Source organism: Yoonia ponticola, assembly GCF_014199395.1.
Taxonomy (GTDB): domain Bacteria; phylum Pseudomonadota; class Alphaproteobacteria; order Rhodobacterales; family Rhodobacteraceae; genus Yoonia; species Yoonia ponticola.
Genome location: NZ_JACIJM010000001.1, coordinates 502527 through 523596, shown reverse-complemented (window position 1 = coordinate 523596; position 21070 = coordinate 502527). Strand labels below are relative to the sequence as shown.

Annotated in this window: 21 protein-coding genes; 6 read left to right on the top strand and 15 right to left on the bottom strand. The window is 54.7% G+C overall.

Annotated features, from left to right (window positions below; genetic code table 11):
- Positions 1–579 (top strand): nitroreductase family protein, encoded by a 579-nt coding sequence (locus FHS72_RS02625; RefSeq protein ID WP_183525098.1) that lies wholly within the window; start codon positions 1–3, stop codon positions 577–579.
- Positions 576–1268: an EI24 domain-containing protein gene (locus tag FHS72_RS02620; protein WP_183525096.1), complete on the top strand. Its 693-nt coding sequence runs from the start codon at positions 576–578 to the stop codon at positions 1266–1268. Before FHS72_RS02625 ends, FHS72_RS02620 begins: the two co-directional genes overlap by 4 nt.
- On the opposite strand, the gene FHS72_RS02615 is transcribed toward FHS72_RS02620, so the two are convergent.
- Together FHS72_RS02615 and mce are read right to left on the bottom strand one after the other, a co-directional pair.
- Entirely contained in the window at positions 1255–1542 is a 288-nt protein-coding gene (locus tag FHS72_RS02615; protein ID WP_183525092.1) for a DUF1467 family protein, read from the bottom strand. The genes FHS72_RS02620 and FHS72_RS02615 overlap by 14 nt on opposite strands.
- Positions 1543–1583: 41 nt before the next feature.
- Entirely contained in the window at positions 1584–1988 is a 405-nt protein-coding gene (mce, locus tag FHS72_RS02610; protein WP_183525089.1) for a methylmalonyl-CoA epimerase, read from the bottom strand.
- A gap of 160 nt (positions 1989–2148) precedes the next feature.
- Here mce and FHS72_RS02605 point away from each other — a divergent pair, with 160 nt between their 5' ends.
- On the top strand, positions 2149–2865 hold the full coding sequence (locus FHS72_RS02605; protein WP_183525086.1) for a response regulator: 717 nt from the start codon (positions 2149–2151) through the stop codon (positions 2863–2865).
- On the opposite strand, the gene FHS72_RS02600 is transcribed toward FHS72_RS02605, so the two are convergent.
- Entirely contained in the window at positions 2858–3565 is a 708-nt protein-coding gene (locus FHS72_RS02600; RefSeq protein ID WP_183525083.1) for a GNAT family N-acetyltransferase, read from the bottom strand. The two genes, FHS72_RS02605 and FHS72_RS02600, sit on opposite strands and share 8 nt — an antisense overlap.
- 122 nt (positions 3566–3687) lie before the next feature.
- Positions 3688–5541 carry an aspartate--tRNA ligase gene (aspS, locus tag FHS72_RS02595; protein WP_183525080.1) on the bottom strand — a complete coding sequence of 618 codons (1854 nt, stop codon included), beginning with the start codon at positions 5539–5541 and terminating at the stop codon, positions 3688–3690.
- A 254-nt stretch (positions 5542–5795) separates the two neighbouring features.
- Here aspS and carB point away from each other — a divergent pair, with 254 nt between their 5' ends.
- Both carB and FHS72_RS02585 read left to right on the top strand, forming a co-directional pair.
- On the top strand, positions 5796–9128 hold the full coding sequence (carB, locus tag FHS72_RS02590) for a carbamoyl-phosphate synthase large subunit (RefSeq protein ID WP_183525076.1): 3333 nt from the start codon (positions 5796–5798) through the stop codon (positions 9126–9128).
- A gap of 155 nt (positions 9129–9283) precedes the next feature.
- Complete coding sequence (locus tag FHS72_RS02585) at positions 9284–10402, top strand: beta-ketoacyl-ACP synthase III (protein WP_183525073.1); 1119 nt, start codon at positions 9284–9286, stop codon at positions 10400–10402.
- Here the strand turns inward: FHS72_RS02585 and arsH are convergent.
- Together arsH and FHS72_RS02575 are read right to left on the bottom strand one after the other, a co-directional pair.
- Entirely contained in the window at positions 10399–11139 is a 741-nt protein-coding gene (gene arsH / locus FHS72_RS02580; RefSeq protein WP_183525070.1) for an arsenical resistance protein ArsH, read from the bottom strand. The genes FHS72_RS02585 and arsH overlap by 4 nt on opposite strands.
- Positions 11126–11578, bottom strand: a complete 453-nt coding sequence (locus FHS72_RS02575) for a phage regulatory CII family protein (protein ID WP_183525067.1) — start codon at positions 11576–11578, stop codon at positions 11126–11128. The genes arsH and FHS72_RS02575 overlap by 14 nt, the downstream gene beginning before the upstream one ends.
- A gap of 296 nt (positions 11579–11874) precedes the next feature.
- On the opposite strand from FHS72_RS02575, the gene FHS72_RS02570 reads away from it, so the two are divergent.
- On the top strand, positions 11875–12459 hold the full coding sequence (locus FHS72_RS02570) for a thymidine kinase (RefSeq protein ID WP_183525064.1): 585 nt from the start codon (positions 11875–11877) through the stop codon (positions 12457–12459).
- A gap of 49 nt (positions 12460–12508) precedes the next feature.
- Here the strand turns inward: FHS72_RS02570 and FHS72_RS02565 are convergent, their stop codons facing one another.
- The 9 genes from FHS72_RS02565 to FHS72_RS02525 form a co-directional block, all read right to left on the bottom strand.
- On the bottom strand, positions 12509–13462 hold the full coding sequence (locus FHS72_RS02565) for a 2-hydroxyacid dehydrogenase (protein ID WP_183525061.1): 954 nt from the start codon (positions 13460–13462) through the stop codon (positions 12509–12511).
- Entirely contained in the window at positions 13459–13800 is a 342-nt protein-coding gene (locus FHS72_RS02560) for a tRNA-binding protein (RefSeq protein WP_183525058.1), read from the bottom strand. The genes FHS72_RS02565 and FHS72_RS02560 overlap by 4 nt, the downstream gene beginning before the upstream one ends.
- Positions 13793–14608, bottom strand: a complete 816-nt coding sequence (gene proC / locus FHS72_RS02555; protein WP_183525055.1) for a pyrroline-5-carboxylate reductase — start codon at positions 14606–14608, stop codon at positions 13793–13795. The genes FHS72_RS02560 and proC overlap by 8 nt, the downstream gene beginning before the upstream one ends.
- A 62-nt stretch (positions 14609–14670) precedes the next feature.
- Positions 14671–15633, bottom strand: coding sequence for a LysR family transcriptional regulator (locus FHS72_RS02550; protein WP_183525052.1), 963 nt, complete (start codon positions 15631–15633; stop codon positions 14671–14673).
- A gap of 25 nt (positions 15634–15658) precedes the next feature.
- Positions 15659–16204 (bottom strand): polyhydroxyalkanoate synthesis repressor PhaR, encoded by a 546-nt coding sequence (gene phaR / locus FHS72_RS02545; protein WP_183525049.1) that lies wholly within the window; start codon positions 16202–16204, stop codon positions 15659–15661.
- 126 nt (positions 16205–16330) lie between these two features.
- Positions 16331–17818 carry an inorganic phosphate transporter gene (locus FHS72_RS02540; RefSeq protein ID WP_183525046.1) on the bottom strand — a complete coding sequence of 496 codons (1488 nt, stop codon included), beginning with the start codon at positions 17816–17818 and terminating at the stop codon, positions 16331–16333.
- A 69-nt stretch (positions 17819–17887) separates the two neighbouring features.
- A complete protein-coding gene (locus FHS72_RS02535; RefSeq protein ID WP_183525042.1) occupies positions 17888–18346 on the bottom strand; it encodes an NUDIX hydrolase in 459 nt (152 codons plus the stop codon).
- A gap of 226 nt (positions 18347–18572) precedes the next feature.
- The gene (locus FHS72_RS02530) at positions 18573–19019 is read right to left on the bottom strand and encodes a phasin family protein (RefSeq protein WP_183525038.1); all 447 of its coding nucleotides are present in this window, start codon (positions 19017–19019) and stop codon (positions 18573–18575) included.
- A 224-nt stretch (positions 19020–19243) separates the two neighbouring features.
- The gene (locus tag FHS72_RS02525) at positions 19244–21037 is read right to left on the bottom strand and encodes a PHA/PHB synthase family protein (protein ID WP_183525035.1); all 1794 of its coding nucleotides are present in this window, start codon (positions 21035–21037) and stop codon (positions 19244–19246) included.
- Between the last annotated feature and the right edge of the window lie 33 nt (positions 21038–21070).

Genomic DNA, 21070 nt, shown 5'->3' with positions numbered 1-21070 from the left:
ATGCCTACGCCTAATCCCGCCGCCCTCGACTTTCTTTTGACACGTAGATCGCGGCCCGCGAAAACCTTAACAGGTCCGGTGCCAGACCGTGACGCGCTAAGCGTGATCTTGACCGCAGCGGCGCGTACTCCTGACCATGGGAAACTGGAACCTTGGCGCTTTATCGTGTTGGAAAAAAACGCACTTTTGCGATTGTCGCTGCTGGTGGCTAGTCGTGGTGCGGCCCTTGGTCACGATGACGAAACTATCACCAAAGCGGTTAACCAATACGCCAATTCCGACCTCGCTGTGGCAGTCATCCACTGCCCGAAACCATCGCCAAAAATCCCTGAGATTGAGCAGATTTATTCCGCAGGTGCCGTTTGCCTATCCCTGCTGAATGCCGCGCTAGCATCGGGTTGGGGCGCGAATTGGCTGTCCGGTTGGGCGTCACACGACAAGGCATTCATCACTCAAGGGCTGGGCCTCGCCGCAGACGAATCCGTCGCCGGTTTCATCCATATCGGGACCGAAACGTCCGCGCCTCCCGAGCGCCCCCGCCCCGATCTTGACGCTATAACGACATGGGTTTCATCGTGATTTTTACTGACTTTTTGAAAGCGCTCGCCCAGCTTCCCGATCCACGTTTTCGACGGGTTCTCTGGCTGGGGATTGGGCTGACAATTGCGCTGCTAGTCGGCGCATACGCGTTGATCTTGTGGTTTATCGAGGCAACAACCGGCGAAGGCATCGACATTCCGGGCATTGACGGGCCGGTCACGTGGGTCGGGGATTTGCTCGGTTGGGGGTCGCTTGGGATCATGATGATCCTGTCGATATTCCTCATGGTTCCGGTGGCGTCGGCAATCACATCTCTATTTCTTGACGACGTCGCCCAAGCGGTTGAAGATAAACACTATCCGCGCCTCAAACCGGTGCCACGCGTGCCATTTATTGACGGCGTTCGCGACACGGTGCTGTTCCTTGGCGTGCTGATTGGCGCGAATATTCTCGCGTTGTTCATCTATGCGATGCTGCCGTTCATGTCATTTGCGATCTTTTACGGTCTGAACGGCTATCTTTTAGGGCGTGAATATTTCCAGATTGCTGCGATGCGGCGGTTGGGGCGCGAAGGCGCGAAAGAATTGCGCAAACAGCATAAGGGACAGATCTGGCTGGCGGGGTGCCTGATGGCGGTGCCGCTGTCGATCCCACTGGTAAATCTCGTCATACCGATCTTAGGCGCTGCGACATTTACCCATCTGTTTCATAGGCTTAATCAGCGCTAACCTCTGGTGTCGCCATACGGTGGAACCAGTCGAGATCGCGCACCGAAATGGCGCCGGATAGGATCGTTCCGGCGATTATGACCCACAATCCAATGGCCCAAAATGTCGTGATCTTGGCCTTGCGTTTGACCTGCGGATGGGCGGGCGCGGAGGCGTGCGTGCCCGGCACAATCTCGCCGTCCTCGCCCTGCGTGACCATGCGCAGCGGCAATACGACAAAGAAGACCATGAACCAAATCACGGCAAACAGCACAATCGCAGATGTAATGCCCATTTCGGACCTTTCTTAACGTTATATTTACGCGCTTGTCGTAATTAGACCTGTTCGAGTTCGACCAAACAGCCGTTGAAATCCTTGGGGTGCAGGAACAGCACGGGTTTACCATGCGCGCCGATTTTCGGCTCACCAGAGCCCAGAACACGCGCACCTTCCGCCAGCAAATGATCGCGGGCTTTCAGGATGTCGTCCACTTCATAACAAATATGGTGAATGCCGCCGCTCGGGTTTTTTTCGAGGAAGCCGTTAATCGGAGATTCATCACCTAGCGGGTATAACAATTCAATCTTCGTGTTCGGCAGTTCGATGAACACGACCGTCACACCATGATCCGGCTCGTCTTGCGGGGCGCCGACAGTCGCACCCAGCGTGTTGCGGTACTGCGCACTTGCGGCCTCTAGGTCAGGGACAGCGATAGCAACGTGGTTCAAGCGACCGATCATGTCAGGTCTCCTATTTTCATGTGTCATCACCTTATGCCAGCCAGCACAGATTCCCGCAATTGACGAAAAGGCCGCAACGCTGCGGCATTCTGGCGGGTCTTAATCGCCTGTTCACCTTGTGCTGCGTCAATAGGTGAGGTTTTGAGAATCGGGGAACGACATGGACGGCACAGAAGGCTTATTCCTACACCAACCCGCCACCGCGCGGCGGCCCCTACTGGGGCTCACGGTTCTGGTGGTCGAGGATAGCCGTTTTGCAAGCGAAGCTATTCGGCTGCTTTGCCTGCGATCGGGGGCGCGAATTAGGCGGGCGGATAGCCTATCGCATGCCGAACGACATCTGCGTATTTATCGGCCTTGTGTGATGATCGTTGATGTCGGCCTGCCAGATGGGTCGGGGTTAAAGTTAATCAAAGACATGGCCAACGCATCCCCACGGATCGACGTGATCCTTGGCACCAGCGGCGATGATACGCTTGCGGGTGATGTGATGGACAGCGGTGCTGATGGTTTTCTGGCGAAACCGATCCTGTCGCTGACCGCATTTCAGGACGCGATCCTTGCGCATTTGCCGCAAGACAGACAGCCTCCTGGTCCGCGTTTGCTCAGCGATGAACAGGTGAAACCCGACATGATCGCGTTCCACGATGACCTGAGCCACGTGGCCCAAGTGCTAGATGGTGGGCAAGAATTAGCTGCGATTGATTATGTCACGCAGTTCCTTGGCGGTGTTGCGCGTAGTGTTTCTGACCCCGATTTGGGTGCGGCCGTGAATGCACTGGCCTTACGGCGCAGTAATGGCGAACCGCTAAAGCCGCAGATCGCGCAACTTGCCGCATTGGTGCAGGCCCGCCTCGCCAGTGCTGACTTCATGTAATCGGATCGGACTGCACCAAATGGGGTTGGGTCAACTGTGCAAGCGATGTCCGTTGCTGGCCGTCGGCGTCGAAATTATCCGCGTGAAGCCATGTCACAAACGCGGAGCGCAACGCAGGCCAATCATCATCTGTTAGTGCAAACCATGCCGTATCGCGGTTATGGCCCTTCACGACGACATGCTTACGAAACACACCTTCGTAAGAAAAACCCAACCGTTGCGCGGCCTTACGCGATGGCATGTTCAACGCATTGCATTTCCATTCAACCCGCCGATACCCGTTTGATATCGCCCAATCAATCATCAGGAAAAACGCCTCGGTTGCGATGGGCGTTTGTTGCAAGGCAGGCGACAGGTTCACGTTTCCGATTTCGACGCAGCCCATTTCAGGCACAACCGTCCAAAAGCACGCATAGCCCAACGGGGCCGCATCATCCGCCGCGCTGATCGTATAACACGGCTGCGATGTGCGGGACGCGTTCGCCTGCATAATCTCGGTGAACGCCGCCTCATCTGATGGGGCCACACCATAAAGATAGTCCCAAACCCAAGGTGCATCCTTGAACACGTCCCAGAGACCAGCCGCATCTCGGCCCGCATCCATCATGCGCAACGACGCCCAAGTCCCGCGTAACGTTAGATCATACGGCCGTGCAGCGGGTGTCCAGTTTTCGACTACAGGACCTAGCGATCGGGACATAAGCGTTTTCCTCGTAAGTATGGTTTCACTTAATGCAGACCTGCCCCCCAACCCTAGGGCCAGATACAAAAAAGGCGCCGCGCCAATTCTGGTCACAGCGCCTTTCAATTCAGGGAAAGACTTTAGCTTTCGACAGGCAACACGCGCAGGTTCAATTCACGCAGCTGTTCGTTCTGCGGATCGTTGGGCGCGCCCATCATCAAGTCTTCGGCACGTTGGTTCATCGGGAACATGATGACCTCGCGAATGTTCGTCGCATCCGCCAGCAACATCACAATCCGGTCGATCCCAGCGGCACAACCACCGTGTGGCGGCGCACCGTATTGGAACGCATTAACCATCCCGCCAAAGCGTTTTTCAACCTCGTCAGCGCCGTAACCCGCAATTTCGAACGCCTTGAACATGATTTCAGGACGGTGGTTGCGGATCGCGCCGGACACCAACTCGTAGCCGTTACAGGCCAGATCGTATTGGAAACCCAGCACATCTTCCGGATTGCCTTCAAGTGCGGCCATCCCACCTTGCGGCATCGAGAACGGGTTGTGTTCAAAGTCGATTTTGCCGGTTTCTTCGTCACGCTCGTAAATCGGGAAGTCGACGATCCACGCGAAAGCAAAGCGGTTTGTGTCGGTCAGACCCAGTTCATCGCCGATCACAACACGGGCACGTCCAGCCACGGCTTCAAACGCTTTCGGCTTGCCGCCCAAGAAGAACGCCGCATCGCCAAGGCCAAGACCCAATTGCTGACGAATAGCCTCGGTACGCTCTGGACCGATGTTTTTGGCAAGCGGTCCAGCGGCTTCCATGCCACCTTCAACTTCGCCGGACTTCAGCTTGGCGGTCGCTTCTTTCACTGTGATCCCAAGCTCTTGGGCCACCGCGTCAGCAGTCTTTTCACGCCAGAAGATGTAGCCCATACCGGGCAGGCCTTCTTTCTGGGCGAAAGCGTTCATGCGATCACAGAACTTGCGCGAACCACCAGTTGGGGCAGGAATCGCGCGGACTTCGGTGCCGTCTTGCTCAAGCAATTTCGCGAAAATCGCAAAACCAGAATCCTTAAAATGCTCGGAAACAACCTGCATTTTAATCGGGTTGCGCAAGTCGGGCTTGTCCGATCCATACCACAAGGCGGCATCGCGGTAGGAAATCTGTTCCCACGTTTGATCAACTTTGCGGCCCTTGCCGAATTCCTCGAAAACGCCTGTCAGAACGGGCTGAATCGTGTCGAAAACGTCCTGCTGCTCTACAAACGACATTTCAAGATCGAGTTGGTAGAAGTCAGTCGGCGACCGATCGGCACGTGGGTCTTCGTCGCGGAAACATGGGGCGATCTGGAAATATTTGTCGTAGCCAGACACCATGATCAACTGCTTGAACTGCTGTGGCGCCTGTGGCAGCGCATAGAATTTGCCCGGGTGCAGGCGGGACGGGATCAAAAAGTCGCGCGCACCTTCAGGGGACGACGACGTGATAATCGGCGTCTGATATTCGCGGAAACCGCTGTCCCACATCCGCTTGCGCATCGATGCAACCACGTCAGAACGCAGCTTCATGTTGTCCTGCATCGCCTCACGACGCAGATCAAGGTAGCGGTACTTTAGGCGTGTTTCCTCAGGATATTCCTGATCGCCAAATACCATCAGTGGCAATTCTTTGGATTCACCCAGCACTTCAATTGCGCGGATAAACACTTCGACTTCACCTGTTGGCAGCTTTGCGTTCACCAACTCGGGCGCACGCGCCTTCACTTCACCGTCGATGCGGATACACCATTCAGAGCGCACTTTTTCTACATCGGCAAAAGCGTCGGAATCAGGGTCGCACAAAATTTGCGTAATGCCGTAGTGATCACGCAAATCGATGAACAAGATGCCGCCGTGATCGCGTACCCGATTGACCCAACCAGACAGGCGAACGGTGTCGCCAACATTGGCGGCAGTCAGGGCGGCGCAGGAATGGGAACGATAGGCGTGCATTATAAGGTCCTTCAAGAGACGAATTTGCCCCGTCTACACCTTGTTGCACAGGCAAAGTCAAGCAAACCAAGGCCCCGCTTCTTTGGCTTTTTCTAAATCCCCGCCGGAGGCACCGCATTTTCGCGAAAATGCGTCCGATTTTTCTCGAAAAATCGCTTAGCCTCGCCCTTGCGAAAAAAGTCGAGAATCGCGCTTGCGCCTGACTGCACCAACTCTATAACGCAGGACAATTTGCACATACTCAGGGGTTTGCCATGCCAAAACGTGATGATATCAAGTCGATCATGATAATCGGTGCAGGCCCTATTGTGATTGGGCAAGCCTGTGAATTCGATTATTCCGGCGCCCAAGCCTGTAAGGCCCTGCGCGAAGAAGGCTACCGCGTCATTCTCGTCAACTCCAACCCTGCGACGATCATGACTGATCCGGGGCTGGCTGATGCGACCTATATCGAACCGATCACGCCCGAAGTTGTCGCCAAAATCATCGAGAAAGAGCGCCCAGATGCGTTGCTGCCAACGATGGGCGGCCAGACGGGTTTGAACACCTCTCTGGCTCTCGAAGAAATGGGCGTCCTGAAGAAATTCGGCGTGCAGATGATCGGCGCGAACCGCGAAGCCATTGAAATGGCAGAAGATCGCAAGCTTTTCCGCGAAGCGATGGATCGTCTCGGCATTGAAAACCCAAAGGCGACTATCGTCACTGCGCCGAAAAATGCGGCTGGTAAATTCGACATCCACGCGGGTCTTCAGCTTGCGATTGATGCGATTGAATATGTCGGCCTGCCCGCCATCATTCGTCCTGCCTTTACCCTTGGCGGGACTGGTGGCGGTGTTGCATATAACCGCGATCAATACGAACATTTCTGCCGCACGGGCATGGAAGCATCCCCGGTTGGCCAGATCCTTGTCGATGAATCACTTCTCGGCTGGAAAGAGTTCGAGATGGAAGTTGTCCGCGACAAAGCTGACAACGCCATCATCGTCTGCGCCATCGAAAACGTCGATCCAATGGGCGTGCACACAGGTGATTCCATCACTGTGGCCCCTGCCCTGACGCTGACCGACAAAGAATATCAGGTCATGCGGACCCACTCGATCAACGTTTTGCGTGAAATCGGCGTCGAAACTGGCGGATCGAACGTGCAATGGGCTGTTAACCCTGATGATGGCCGCATGGTCGTGATCGAAATGAACCCGCGCGTGTCCCGTTCGTCCGCATTGGCGTCCAAAGCGACCGGTTTCCCGATTGCTAAAATCGCGGCAAAACTGGCGGTTGGCTATACACTCGACGAGTTGGACAACGACATCACCGGCGTCACGCCTGCGTCCTTTGAGCCGACAATCGATTACGTCGTCACGAAAATTCCGCGCTTTGCATTCGAAAAATTCGCAGGATCAGAGCCTTATCTGACCACTGCGATGAAATCAGTGGGCGAAGCGATGGCGATTGGCCGGACCTTCCACGAATCCATGCAAAAGGCGCTCGCGTCGATGGAAACGGGTCTGACCGGATTTGACGAAATCGACATTCCCGGCGCACCTGAGGCTGCCGCGATCACCAAAGCGTTGGCGAAGCAAACACCGGATCGTATCCGCGTGATTGCCCAAGCGATGCGTCACGGTCTTGCTGATGACGACATCTATGCGGTCACAAAATTTGATCCTTGGTTCCTTGCCCGTATTCGCGAAATCGTTGAAAAAGAAGCAGAAATCACGGCTAACGGCTTGCCCGTTACCGAAGCAGGTTTGCGTGCTGTCAAGATGATGGGCTTTACCGATGCTCGTCTTGCCAAACTGACTGGCCGCGACGAAGACAACGTGCGCCGCGCCCGTCAGAACCTTGGCGTGACGGCTGTTTTCAAACGGATCGACACTTGTGCGGCTGAATTTGAGGCGCAGACGCCTTACATGTATTCCACCTACGAAGCCCCTGTGATGGGCGACGTGGAATGCGAAGCGCGTCCGTCTGATCGCAAGAAAGTCGTCATTCTTGGCGGTGGTCCGAACCGGATCGGCCAAGGGATCGAGTTCGATTATTGCTGCTGTCACGCCTGTTATGCGCTGACCGAGCAGGGCTACGAGACGATCATGATTAACTGCAACCCAGAGACGGTTTCGACCGACTACGACACCTCTGATCGATTGTATTTCGAGCCGCTGACGTTCGAACATGTCATGGAGATTCTGCGCGTTGAGCAGGAAAATGGCACTTTGCACGGCGTTATCGTTCAGTTCGGCGGTCAGACACCGTTAAAATTGGCGAATGCGCTGGAAGCCGAAGGTATCCCGATCCTTGGCACCACGCCTGACGCGATTGATTTGGCTGAAGATCGTGAGCGTTTCCAACAACTTGTCCAGAAACTGGGTTTGAAACAACCGGTTAATGGTATTGCGTCCACAGACCAAGAGGCGCTTGATATTGCCGAAGGTATCGGCTTCCCGCTGGTGATCCGTCCGTCCTTTGTTCTGGGTGGTCGTGCGATGGAAATCGTGCGTGATATGGATCAGTTGCGCCGCTACATTTCCGAGGCTGTTGTCGTCTCTGGCAAGTCCCCTGTTCTGCTCGACAGCTACCTGTCTGGCGCGGTTGAAGTCGATGTTGACTGTCTGTCCGACGGTAAAGCGACGCATGTCGCGGGCATCATGCAGCACATCGAGGAAGCTGGCGTTCACTCTGGCGACAGTGCTTGTTCCTTGCCGCCGCACAGCTTGTCTGCTGCGATGATCGCGGAAATTCGCAAGCAAACAGAAGCACTTGCCATGGCTTTGAATGTCGTTGGTCTGATGAACATCCAGTTCGCGGTCAAAGACGAAGAGGTCTATTTAATCGAAGTGAACCCCCGTGCATCCCGCACCGTGCCTTTCGTGGCCAAAGCGACGGATAGCGCAATCGCCTCTATCGCGGCGCGTCTGATGGCGGGCGAACCACTGTCGAACTTCCCTCTGCGCGCACCTTATCCTGTGTCGGAAAACCCGATGGACGTGCTGCCGATGGGCGACGCATTCACGCTCGCCGATCCAAACACGCCTTGGTTCTCGGTCAAAGAAGCCGTGCTGCCGTTCGCGCGGTTCCCCGGCGTCGATACGATCCTTGGGCCGGAAATGCGGTCAACAGGCGAAGTCATGGGCTGGGATCGCAACTTTGCCCGCGCATTCCTGAAGGCGCAAATGGGCGCTGGCGTCGATCTGCCAACATCCGGCACCGTGTTCTTGTCGATCAAAGACATGGATAAAACCGACGCGATGATCGAGGCTTGCCAAATTTTGACGACCTTGGGTTTCGAGATCGCAGCGACACGCGGCACGGCTGCTTGGTTGACGAAAAACGACGTCGCTTGCGAGATTGTGAACAAGGTCTACGAAGGCGGATTAACCATCGTTGACCGTCTCAAGGACGGGCATATCGCAATGGTAATGAACACGACTGAAGGGGCGCAAGCCGTTGAAGACAGTCGTGAAATCCGTGCCGTCGCATTGTATGACAAGATCCCGTATTTCACGACTGCAGCAGCGAGCCACGCTGTGTCTCTTGCCCTGCAAGAACAAGCTGGCGGCGAAGTGAACGTGAGATCGTTGCAAGGATAAGTGACCTGCCTTAGCGAGAAATCGCTAAGGCACCGATCGCGAAATCGGTCGAAACGCCCCGCGACGTTGCGACATCGCGACTTAAAGCCATGCCATTCAACATGGACTTTGCCCCCTTGCCCTCGCTAAACTCGTGTCTCATCAAGGGGGCAGACATGTTCAAAGTCGCGATTACGGGCACCGGCGTTTTCACGCCATCTGAAACGATCACCAATGACGAATTGGTCGTCGCGTTCAACGCATACGCTGACATACAGAACACAATTAACGCGGACGCAATCGCGGCTGGCGATGTGTCCCCCGTGCCGCATTCCTCGGCCGATTTCATTCTCGCAGCGTCAGGCATTGAGCAACGCTACGTTCTGAATAAATCCGGCATTCTCGACCCGAACCGCATGGCCCCTAGCCTGCCGTCCCGCAGCGACGACGAGCCGTGTATCATGGCCGAAATTGGCGTCGACGCATGTAAACAGGCGCTTGCGGCGGCGGGTGTTGATGCTGCTGACGTTGATCTTGTGATTTGTGCCGCGTCGAACCACGAACGCGCCTACCCTGCTGTTGCCGTCGAAATTCAGCAACTTTTGGGCGCTGGTGGCTTTGCGTTTGACATGAACGTCGCGTGTTCGTCTGCGACGTTTGGTATCCAGACCGCCGCTGACATGATCAAATCCGGATCGATCCAACGGGCGCTGGTTGTGAACCCTGAAATCTGTTCCGCGCATTTAGAATGGCGTGATCGGGATTGTCATTTCATCTTTGGTGATGTGGCGACGGCGACATTGCTAGAGCGTGATGAAGACCTGACGGGCCCACATTTCAAGGTGAATTCCACCCGTTGTGCCACGCAGTTTTCCAACAATATCCGCAACAATAACGGCTACTTGCGCCGTGCTCATGATGAGATGGAAGACCGTCGCGACATGCAGTTTATGCAAAACGGACGTAAGGTTTTCAAAGAGGTGCTGCCGCTTGTCAGCCAACATATTGCAAATCATATGGCTGATGAAAACATTCAAGCGGACGGGCTGAAACGGCTCTGGCTGCACCAAGCAAACAAGACGATGAACGATTATATCGGGAAAAAAGTGCTGGGCCGCGAGCCTGAAACAGGCGAGCAACCGAACATTTTGCAGGACTACGCGAACACGTCGTCTGCCGGATCAATCATCGCATTCTCACAGAACTCAGACGACCTACAACCGGGCGAACGCGGCATCATCTGCTCGTTTGGCGCGGGCTATTCGGTGGGATCGGTAATCGTCACGCGGGCTTAAATCTTGCTCACGCGGGCGCTGACCTCTTCAAGGGATTCGACCCGTTCTGAATACCGATCCGTTAACTCGGGCCGTCCGCGCGTCATCACAGTAAAACGGGCGAGTTCCTGCATCACATCAACGATGCGATTGTAATGCGGCCCCGCGATCATGCGACCGTTCTCGAATTTGTTGTAAGCGGCGGGGATCGACGACTGGTTCGGGATCGTAATTAGGCGCATCCAGCGCCCCAAAATCCGCAGTTGATTAACCGTGTTGAACGATTGCGAGCCACCGCAAACCTGCATCACGGCCAAAGTTTTTCCCTGCGTCGGACGAATGCCACCAATCGGCGACAGCGGGATTTGGTCGATCTGCGTTTTCATCACGCCGGTCATCGCGCCGTGGCGTTCGGGGCTGGACCAGACCATGCCTTCACACCACATCACCAAGTCGCGTAGTTCCTGCACCTTGTCCATGTTGGCAGTCGGATCGTCCGGCAAGCCTAGCCCCGTCGGATCATAGAATCGCACATCGCAGCCAAGAGCGCGCAAAATGCGCCCACCTTCTTCGCCAGCAAAGCGCGAAAAACTGCCTTTGCGCAGGCTACCGTACAGGATCAGGATGCGCGGCGGGTGTTGCGGCGCATCCGGCCCTGAAAGTGACGTAACGTCGATTGGTTGCAACGCACCCGGCACAATCAGGGGTAGATCCGATAAATCGAGTGTCGCGAGATGCGTGTTACTACTCGTGTTCATCTTCGAGGTGCAATTTCATTTCGATCAGCACCTTCTGCAGCGCCAGTGTTTCACGCAGCAATCTCTTTGCTTCGTTCGCAGAAATAACACCGTCTTCGATCGACAAATTGTATTCGCCCATCAACATCGCAAAGCGCTGGCTTAACATGATCACATCAGCATTGATGCCGCCCTCTTTGTTCGGGCGTTGATCGTTATAAGTCATTGTGATTCCGCGCATTTCAGCAAGCGCAGACGTGACATGCGGATAAGACGCCGCGGCCTCTAGTGCGCAAACAGCATCCACCGGCATGAACCGGTCCGCATGTTCGTCGCTGTCTGAATAATATCGGCCTAACGTGGCCTTGGACCTACCTGTTAACTTACACGCATTTTCGATTCCGACGTCCTTTACCAAGGCTTCGGTATGCTTTTTCAGGTAACCATTAAACTTGGTCATTTCATTCCCTACACTTTTTTTCACCTTACTCCGGACCATGTACCTTAGGCAATGGAGGGGAAAAGCATTCTCTCATTCCCATTAAGCGGCTTCAACTCTTTTGTCATTTGGAAAGCGTCCTTGGACAGGACGCACGTTAGGCCTGACCGCTTTTGCGCAGCACATAGCCAAAATACGCTGTGCAGCCAGTTTCCTACCAACTGGCCACTCACGGTCGGTGGTTGGGTCTGACGCTCGGCGACCAAAGGAACGATGACGATCTTGCCTTTGGTCACCGGGCGACGCTATTTGGGGGCATGGCTAAACTATACTTTAATTACTCGACGATGAATGCAGGCAAATCGACTGTGCTTTTGCAAGCGTCCCATAACTATATCGAACGCGGGATGCGGACGTATTTGCTGACTGCGCAGTTTGATAACCGCGCGGGCGAAGGCCGGATTGCGAGCAGGATCGGGATCGGGGAAACCGCTGATACTTTTGCACCCGGCGAAGATCTGTTTACCAAGATCCAAGCGCGGCTCGCAGACGGCCCCTGTGCTTGCGTGTTCATCGACGAGGCGCAGTTTCTAGGCGAAGATCAGGTTTGGCAACTGGCGCGGGCCGTTGACGATCTGAACGTGCCGATCATGTGCTTTGGTCTACGCGTCGATTTCCAAGGCAAACTGTTCCCCGGATCAGCCGCCCTGCTCGCGATCTGCGATGAAATGCGCGAAGTCCGCACGATCTGTTTTTGCGGGAAAAAAGCAACGATGGTTGTGCGCAAAGATGACAGCGGTCAGGTTCTGACGGCAGGCGATCAAGTGTCAATCGGCGGCAATGAACGCTACGTGTCGTTATGCCGCCGCCATTGGCGCGAAGCCGTACACGAGACGGCTTGATCCAAATTTTCGCGAAAATTTATAAGATTTTTCGCGAAAAATCGCGGCGTCACACCAATTGCGGTGGCACGTCGCCTTTGGACCACGCAATGATATTGTCGAGCGCCATTTGCCCCATCGCTTGGCGCGTCTCGAACGTCGCACTGCCGAGGTGTGGCAGAAGCACACATTGCTCTAGCGCCTTTAGGTCGTCTGGCACGTGCGGTTCGTTTTCGTAAACATCCAGCCCCGCGCCCGCGATCAGACCCGCTTGAAGTGCTGCAATCAAGGCGGGTTCGTCCACAACCTCACCACGACTGATATTCACGAAGATGCCGGACGGTTTCATCGCCCCAATCGCTGCCGCGTCGATTAAATGCGTCGTCGCCGCCCCACCCGGGGTCGCCACAACCACAAAGTCAGCGGCGCTCATTGTGTCGTTCAATGTCGGCATTTGCGTCGCGGGAAAGTCTACCGACTTGGCTGAGCGGTTAAAGAAAACCACCTGCATGCCAAAACCGAAATGACAGCGTCGCGCAATCGCTTGCCCGATCCGGCCCATGCCGATGATGCCAACCGTTTTGCCCGTCACATGCGTGCCAAGCTGGCCTTTCGGGCTAAATCCGCCCCATTGACCGGACCGCACGAACCGCTCGCCTTCGCCTGCACGTCGCGCGGTCGCAAGCAGCAGTGTCATGGCGATGTCAGCGGTCGCATCCGTTAACACATCTGGCGTGTTCGAGACTTGAACACCCGCCTGTTTCGCTGCGGCCACGTCGATATGATTGTAGCCGACGCCAAAGTTACCAAGCATTTTGCACCGTGGATTTTCGCCCGCTGCCGCGAACGCATTCGCGGTAAACGCGTCACCTAATGTGGGCAAGATCGCGTCGTAGTCCTGCAACGCTTGACCTGCGGCGGCTTCGTCCATGGCCCCAGTTTCCAACACCGTCACGTCGAACAGATCACGGGCTTGTGCTATAACGGCGTCAGCGATTGGGCGCGTAATAAGAAGCGTTTTCAATGCAGTCGCCCTCCTACGGGTACATTTTGGTCGGGGCCAACAAGGACCACACCACCATTTTCATCAGGCATACCGAGCACCAAAACCTCTGACATGAATTTCCCGATCTGGCGCGGCGGAAAGTTAACGACCGCCAAGACTTGCTTGCCAATAATCATGTCGGGATCGTAATGCGCGGTGATCTGGGCAGAGGTCTTTTTCTCGCCAATGTCATCGCCAAAATCGATCCAAAGCTTAATCGCTGGCACCCGTGCTTCGGGGTAGGCTTCGGCGCGCAGGACAACCCCCACGCGCACATCGACTTTCATAAAGTCGTCAAAGTTGATCTCGTCAGCCACGCCCCAACTCCTCTGATCTGTCTGCTGCGGCGTCTACTGCGCGTTGCAACAGGACCGGAAAGCCGTCCGTTTCGTTCATCAGAACATCCAAGGCCGCCTGCGTCGTGCCATTAGGCGAGGTCACGTTTATGCGCAATGCGTCGGGGCCTTCGTCCGTATTTTCGGCCAGAGCGCCTGCGCCCGCGACCGTTGCTTTCGCCAATTTCATCGCCATTTCGGCGGGCAATCCACGTGCTGTTCCCGCTGCCGCCAGCGTCTCGATCAAGTGGAAAACATACGCCGGACCAGAGCCGGAGACTGCCGTCACAGCGTCCATCTGACCCTCGTTCGCCAAGCGCACAGTTTGACCGACCGCCTGCAAGAACTGGTCTGCAATGTCCAATTGGTCCGCCGTTACATGGGCATTGCCGATCAGTGCAGTGATCCCTTTTCCGATGGCCGCTGGCGTGTTTGGCATCGCGCGGACGATTGGCGTTCTGTCACCCAACACGCCTTCGAATGTCGCAATTGACGTGCCTGCAGCCACCGACACAAACAGCGTCTCACCGTTGCCAAGTGCTTGAATTTGCGGCAAGGCATCGCCCATCATTTGTGGTTTGACGGCGACCAATATAATCGCAGGATTGTCCGGCAATGCGACGTTGATATGGACGCCCTGCGCCGTTAACCAGTCTGAAGGATAAGGGTCCAACACCCAAACAGAGGTCGCGGGCAACCCGTCTGCCAGCCAGCCAGCCAACATCGCAGATCCCATTTTTCCGCATCCTAGCAGAACAAGACCGCGCTCGGCCACATCATCAATTTGCATCGTTTTCCCCTTATTTCCACGTCTTTTGAACAATGTCTAAGGGCTATGCACGCAAACAACAATCACACGAGGCGTAATTTTTCGGCGAGCCACGGATGTTCGGCCACGGCGGGCGTCACGATCATGTCTTGCAGCAACGGACGTAGGCGTTCAGCGATGGTTTTCGGCATCGTTGATAACACATCTTTACGCGACGTGAGGGTGATCGTCCGCGAAAGCGGGGCGAACGGCAGTTCGATCAGATCAACCTTGTCTTGGAACCGTGCGGCCCGCATCCACCCGAGCGGCGTCAGGATAGACCACCCCGCGCCTTCGGCGACCATGGCCATGATCGCGTGATAACTGTCGAGTTCGAACCGGTGGGTGAACGTCACCCCAACTTGTTCCAGATGCGCCTTAACCACGCGGCCCATATGGTGCCGCGTCGTATATTGAATCAACGGTAAACGGCGAAGTTGTTTGGCAATGTCACCTTCTTTGATCCGGCCTTTTGGGACCGCCGCGACAAAGGGTTCGGTCATCAGCGGATAGACCTCCATGCCCACATCAGTGCGGCCCGTTTCAGCGGCCACAATGACATCCAAGGCGCGGGAATCGAGCAGATCATTCAACTGATGCGTCGCACCTGTCTCAAGCAGAAACTGGCAGTTCATCAATTCAGCGCTCATCTCAGATAGCAGAGCGGGCGTCACGTCAGCGCCAAAATCTTCAATCATACCAAGACGTAAGCGTGTGAGACGTGACAGATCGGCCATCGCCAACTCGGCGCGGGCTTGTTCTGCTTCGTTCAGGATTGTGTTGGCGCGCCGCAGGAACATCTCGCCTGCGGGGGTCAATGTCACCGGCCGGGCACCGCGGTCCAGCAGGGTGGTACCAATCGCACCTTCGAGGTTTGTTAACTGCTGGCTGACCGTCGCCGCAGAGGTCCCCAAACGGCGAGAGGCCGCGGAAATTGCGCCCTCTTCTGCCGTCGCCACAAAGACTTCGATCCCCCAAAGGGTGACACGTCCGGTGGTCGTTACCATTGTCGGTCCTTTAGTCTGAAAGGCGTTATTTGCCCATTTTGGACAGTTTATCCTGCAACGCGGCCAGCTGATTTTTGATGTCCGACAGGTCGTCGCCATCGCCTTTTTCAGCAGTGGACCCCGTTTTGCCTGGCATCATGCCACCAGTCATCGCCTTCATGAACAGTTCTTGCTGCGCACGCATCGCATCAAATCCGGGCATCGCGGCCATCGGATTAACCTTTGTCATATTTTCCATCGCCTTGGACTGCCCGTTTTGCAGCATTTCAAAGCTGGCACGTAGAAAATCAGGCACCACAGACGACGCCTGCGACGTGTAACTGCGCACGAGGTCGGTCAAAATATCGACGCCCAGCACGCTTTCGCCACGGCTTTCGTGTTCGGCAATGATTTGCAGCAAATATTGGCGGGTCAGATCATCGCCGGATTTCAGATCCACGATCTGCACTTCACGGCCTTCGCGGATGAAGGTCGCGATGTCTTCCAAGGTCACGTAATCGCTCGTCTCGGTGTTATACAGACGGCGGCTCGCATAGCGCTTGATCAGTAATGGTTTGTTAGCTTCAGCCACGGTCAGTCCCTCCCTGGACATGTTGCGTTGCAGCAAAGCCTAAGCGGCGGTGCGGCAAAAGAAAAGAAAAATGGGGGAAATCGTAACCGAAAGGTAGGTAGGGCCACGCAGCCCTACCCTGACTTGTTAACCAACAAAGGCCGTGATGCCGTAAAAGATCACCGCCGACAGCAGAGCGGCAGCAGGCACCGTGATCACCCACGCCGCGATAATGGTCATGAAGTGCGACCTGCGGACAAGTTTGCGACGACGACGCTCTTCGGGACCATAGCTCGGACGGTCCGGCATCGTGCTACGCGCAGCTTTAATCCGGCGCTCAGCATCCCATTCGCGGAAGAAACCAACGCCAAACACACCACCCACAGCGATATGGGTAGAGCTGACGGGCAAGCCCAACCAGCTGGCCACGATCACGGTGATTGCAGCGGACAAAGCCACACAATAGGCGCGCATCGGGTTCAGTTTGGTGATCTGGCCGCCAACCATACGGATCAATTTCGGGCCGAACAGGAACAGACCAAAGGAAATACCGAACGCACCGATGATCATCACCCAGATTGGAATGGTAAACGCATGGGTGAAGTCGCCGGATTGCGAGACCTGCACGATGGCCGCAAGCGGGCCAACAGCGTTCGCAACATCATTCGCGCCGTGCGCAAAGCTGAGCAATGCGGCGGATACCACCAGCGGAATACCGAACAGAACCTTCAGAGATTTGTTCCGGTTTTCAAGACCTTCTGACTGTTTCTTAATCACAGGGATCATTACCAGCCATGAGACAACACCAGTTCCAGCGCCAATCAGCAGAGCCGTCACCATGTCGATTTTAATCAGCTGCTTGATGCCTTTCAACGCGAGATATGCGGCAAAGGCTGCGGCCATAATGCCCACCAAGATCGGCACCCACCTGCGCGCCGCTTCGATTTTATTGGGCGTGTAGATGATCTTGGCCTTGATAAGCCACAAGAAACCAGCCGCGACAACGCCGCCCAAGATCGGGGAAATCACCCAGCTAGCCGCGATGCCGCCCATCGTGGACCAAGTCACCGCAGAAAAACCAGCCGCAGCGATCCCTGCCCCCATGACGCCGCCGACGACGGAATGCGTCGTGGAGACTGGTGCGCCGATGTAGGTCGCCAAATTCACCCAAAGTGCGGCCGACAAAAGTGCCGCCATCATTGCCCAGATGAACGTATCCGCTGTGCCCATATTTTCGGGGGCGATAATGCCTTTCGCCACGGTCGAGACCACGTCGCCGCCAGCGATCAATGCACCGGCGCTTTCAAAGACGATAGCGATCGCGATAGCACCGCCCATCGACAAGGCATTCGCCCCGACCGCAGGCCCCATGTTGTTAGCCACGTCGTTCGCGCCGATGTTCAACGCCATATATGCGCCAAGGCTTGCCGCAATCACGACGATCAATGTGTTGTTGGTTTGACCTAAAAACAACAAGGCCAGCAGCCCCGCCAAAACCACGAACAAAATTGATATTCCCGGCCCAACCATTGGGCGGGACACATATTGTGTCGCTAATTCCAGATTTGAAAATCGCGCTAGGTCGCGGTCGAGCGTTTCTAAGTGACGGCTGTCGCCAGAGGAGTTGTCAGTCATTTCCCATCCCTTTGTGTCGCGGCAGGTTTCACCGATCGCGGGTCACAAATCAACAGGGTTCTGAACGCGTCAGATATTACGCAGGATCGTTTTCAATTCGGGTTCTTGCACAAGGTTGGCGGCATCATCCGCGCTGACCCATTTGCGTTCACGTTCTGCAACCTCTGGGAATTCGTCCTCTAGGGCATCAACCGCAAAGGGGTAAACCATGGTTTCGACCGGAAACGACCACCCTGACGCTTGGCGTTTGTCATAGGTGTAAGAGCCGATTGCGTCGGGGTTTTCAGTACCTTCGCGCACGCCTGCTTCTTCCCATGCTTCTTGCATTGCGGATTGCGGGCCGTTTTTGCCACGGATGGGCCAGCCTTTGGGAATAATCCAACGGCCTGTGCCACGGCTGGTGATCAACAATACCTCTTTACCGTCCCCTTTGCCGCGATAGCAAAGAGCCGCGACTTGCTGCCGTTTCGGACGCTGCAAAAGTGGGCCAAGATAATTTACCCAGAGATTATTCAGTATAGAGATCATCGTTAAAACCGCTCAAACTATTATTTTTATTGGACACATCTTACCGCTAAGAGATTGAAATTGCAAATAACAGTGATGTGCATGCGCCCAATCCCGCCATCATCCGCGATAAAGGTTCATAATTGATGAACCCAAATCAAGAAATGAAAAGAGGCGGCCTGCACTGCAGACCGCCTCGAAAATGCAGGCTCTTGGGAGGAAAGAGCCGTTATTTTTCAGTCACCGCTTACTTAGTAGCAGTTGCTTTTTTCGCAGCTGTCGTCATGTCAGCTTGTGCTTTTTTCGCAGCAGCAGACACGTCTTCTGACAGGTCTTTGCCAGCAGCCATCATCAATTCCATTGTCTGAGTTTGTACTTTTTTCGCGATTTCAGCGAAAGCAGACATGTGTTCAGCAGCGGATTCAGCTTGTGAAGACGCGAAGTCTGTCATTGCTTTTGCGTAGTCAGCTGGTTCAGCTTTGGCTTTTGCCATTGCTTCAACTTTAGCCAATGTGTCCTGTGTCCATTTCGCGGACAGCTCAGCAGATTTGCCAGCAGCGTCGATTGCAACGCCGGACATTTTTTCAGCCAAAGCAGTAGAGTTCTTGAAAGAACCTTCCATTGCTTTTGTGTCTACTGGGAAAGAACCCATCATGTCTTTGAAAACAGCTGTGAAGTCTTGTGTATTAGCCATGGTACTGACCTTTCAGGTTGTATGAGCGCGGGGGATAACCGCTTTTTTCGTCTAACCTCTAGATACATGCTGCAGTGCAGCATTTCAAGTATTTTCTGCACTGCAGCATCATATTTTTACGCCGTTGAATTATTCAATCTTTACGTAGAGTTAGCCGCAAAACCCCTTATAAAACGCAGTTACGTCGATAAAAAACACGCATCACGCGAGAGATTTTTCACGACTCACTTGGTCACATAGGTCCCCGGAGCAGGGGCAAGAGAGGGGTGATCTGGACCACCCGGCGTGCGTGCATCCACCTTTTTGCCCGATCGCGGCGCTAACCACGCATCCCACGTTGGCCACCATGACCCGTCGTGTTTGTCCGCGTCCAGCAACCAGTCGTCAGCCGTCAGGCCAAGTTCGGGGTTTGTATAGTGTCCGTATTTCTTTTTGCTCGGCGGATTGATGATGCCTGCGATGTGCCCGCTTTCAGACAGGATGAACGTCTTATCTTTTGACCCCATGCCCTGCACGCCACGGAAACTGCTTTTCCAAGCTGCAATGTGGTCGGTTTCACACGCAATTGCGCAAATCGGCACTTGGACTTCGGACAGGTGAACGGTCGTCCCCGCCACGTCAAAGCCCTTGGTCGCGAATTCATCGCGTTGACACAGCCCGCGCAAGTATTCCACAGCCATCTTGGCTGGTAGGTTCGTGCCGTCGCCGTTCCAATACAGCAGATCAAAGGCTGGCGGAGCTTTGCCCATCATATAGCTTTTGATCGCCGGCCCGTAGATCAGATCGTTCGACCGCAGGAACGAAAACGTGCGTGACATATAGTAGTGATCGAGAATGCCCGCCTGATTGACCTCGGCTTCAATCCCGTCAACGAAGTCATCGTTCAGGAACACGCCCACTTCGCCGCGATCCGAAAAGTCGGTCAGGGTCGTAAAGAGCGTCGCGGCATTAATAGAGGTGTCACCGCGTTGCGCCATCATCGCCATTGTCAGCGACAATGTTGTGCCCGCGATGCAATAGCCGATCGCGTTGACCTTTTTCACACCGCAAATCGATTTCACTTGGTCAATCGCGGTCAAATACCCGTCTTCTATATAGTCGGTCATCGACGTGTCGCGATATGACGGGTCCGGATTGACCCATGACACGACAAAGACAGTATACCCCTGCTCTACCGCCCATTTGATCAAGCTATTGGCCGGCTTTAAATCAAGGATGTAGAATTTGTTAATCCACGGCGGGAAAATGACGAGCGGAATCTCGTGTACTTTTTCGGTGGTCGGTGTGTATTGGATCAATTCAAATAAATGATTGCGGAAAACGACTTCACCCGGCGACGTGGCCAGGTTTTTGCCAATTTCAAACGCGGATTTATCAGCCAAAGTCACAACAAGATCGCCGTCATTTGCTTCGAAATCACGGATCAGGTTTTCTAATCCGGCAACCAGACTTTCGCCTTCGGTTTCGGCAGCGAGGCTCAGCGCTTCTGGATTTGTCGCTAAAAAATTGGTCGGACTAAACATATCAACGATCTGTTCGCCAAAATATTCCAGCCTGCGCTTTTCGCCTGCATCCAGCGTTTCAATTGTCGAAATTGTTTCGCGAATTGCATCGGCGTTCATCAAATATTGTTGCTTGATGAAATTAAAATAAGGATTCGTGTCCCACAATTCATGTGCAAAACGGCGATCAGGACCGGTTTGATCAACCGGATGTTCGAGCCTGCCTTGCACCAAAAGGTGTTGTGATTCGACAAAATGCTTTACAGACTTGCCCCAGAACGCGACCTGTTGCTCGATCATCTTGCCCGGATTACTCATCATATCGGACATATATGCCGATGCTGCCTTTGCATAAAGGTCGGGTGATGGCCCCTGAAGCGACGTCGGAACGTGACGTTTCGGATTCATTGCAATTAAAAGCCGCTGCGTAAGTTGTTCTATTCGCGACAAATTAGCTTCGAGCTTTGTCACACTGGGTTCATCTAAGGCGCGGTCGTCTGATTCTGTTGTTGTCATTTTAATGTTTGCGTCCTACCGTGCAACTGCAGC

What these genes read in the sequence shown, in the direction of transcription:
- FHS72_RS02625 (WP_183525098.1), top strand. Translation starts at nt 1, where the DNA reads ATGCCTACGCCTAATCCCGCCGCCCTCGACTTTCTTTTGACACGTAGA.
- FHS72_RS02615 (WP_183525092.1), bottom strand. Translation starts at nt 1,542, where the DNA reads ATGGGCATTACATCTGCGATTGTGCTGTTTGCCGTGATTTGGTTCATG.
- mce (WP_183525089.1), bottom strand. Translation starts at nt 1,988, where the DNA reads ATGATCGGTCGCTTGAACCACGTTGCTATCGCTGTCCCTGACCTAGAG.
- FHS72_RS02605 (WP_183525086.1), top strand. Translation starts at nt 2,149, where the DNA reads ATGGACGGCACAGAAGGCTTATTCCTACACCAACCCGCCACCGCGCGG.
- FHS72_RS02600 (WP_183525083.1), bottom strand. Translation starts at nt 3,565, where the DNA reads ATGTCCCGATCGCTAGGTCCTGTAGTCGAAAACTGGACACCCGCTGCA.
- aspS (WP_183525080.1), bottom strand. Translation starts at nt 5,541, where the DNA reads ATGCACGCCTATCGTTCCCATTCCTGCGCCGCCCTGACTGCCGCCAAT.
- carB (WP_183525076.1), top strand. Translation starts at nt 5,796, where the DNA reads ATGCCAAAACGTGATGATATCAAGTCGATCATGATAATCGGTGCAGGC.
- FHS72_RS02585 (WP_183525073.1), top strand. Translation starts at nt 9,284, where the DNA reads ATGTTCAAAGTCGCGATTACGGGCACCGGCGTTTTCACGCCATCTGAA.
- arsH (WP_183525070.1), bottom strand. Translation starts at nt 11,139, where the DNA reads ATGAACACGAGTAGTAACACGCATCTCGCGACACTCGATTTATCGGAT.
- FHS72_RS02575 (WP_183525067.1), bottom strand. Translation starts at nt 11,578, where the DNA reads ATGACCAAGTTTAATGGTTACCTGAAAAAGCATACCGAAGCCTTGGTA.
- FHS72_RS02570 (WP_183525064.1), top strand. Translation starts at nt 11,875, where the DNA reads ATGGCTAAACTATACTTTAATTACTCGACGATGAATGCAGGCAAATCG.
- proC (WP_183525055.1), bottom strand. Translation starts at nt 14,608, where the DNA reads ATGCAAATTGATGATGTGGCCGAGCGCGGTCTTGTTCTGCTAGGATGC.
- FHS72_RS02550 (WP_183525052.1), bottom strand. Translation starts at nt 15,633, where the DNA reads ATGGTAACGACCACCGGACGTGTCACCCTTTGGGGGATCGAAGTCTTT.
- FHS72_RS02540 (WP_183525046.1), bottom strand. Translation starts at nt 17,818, where the DNA reads ATGACTGACAACTCCTCTGGCGACAGCCGTCACTTAGAAACGCTCGAC.
- FHS72_RS02535 (WP_183525042.1), bottom strand. Translation starts at nt 18,346, where the DNA reads ATGATCTCTATACTGAATAATCTCTGGGTAAATTATCTTGGCCCACTT.
- FHS72_RS02530 (WP_183525038.1), bottom strand. Translation starts at nt 19,019, where the DNA reads ATGGCTAATACACAAGACTTCACAGCTGTTTTCAAAGACATGATGGGT.
- FHS72_RS02525 (WP_183525035.1), bottom strand. Translation starts at nt 21,037, where the DNA reads ATGACAACAACAGAATCAGACGACCGCGCCTTAGATGAACCCAGTGTG.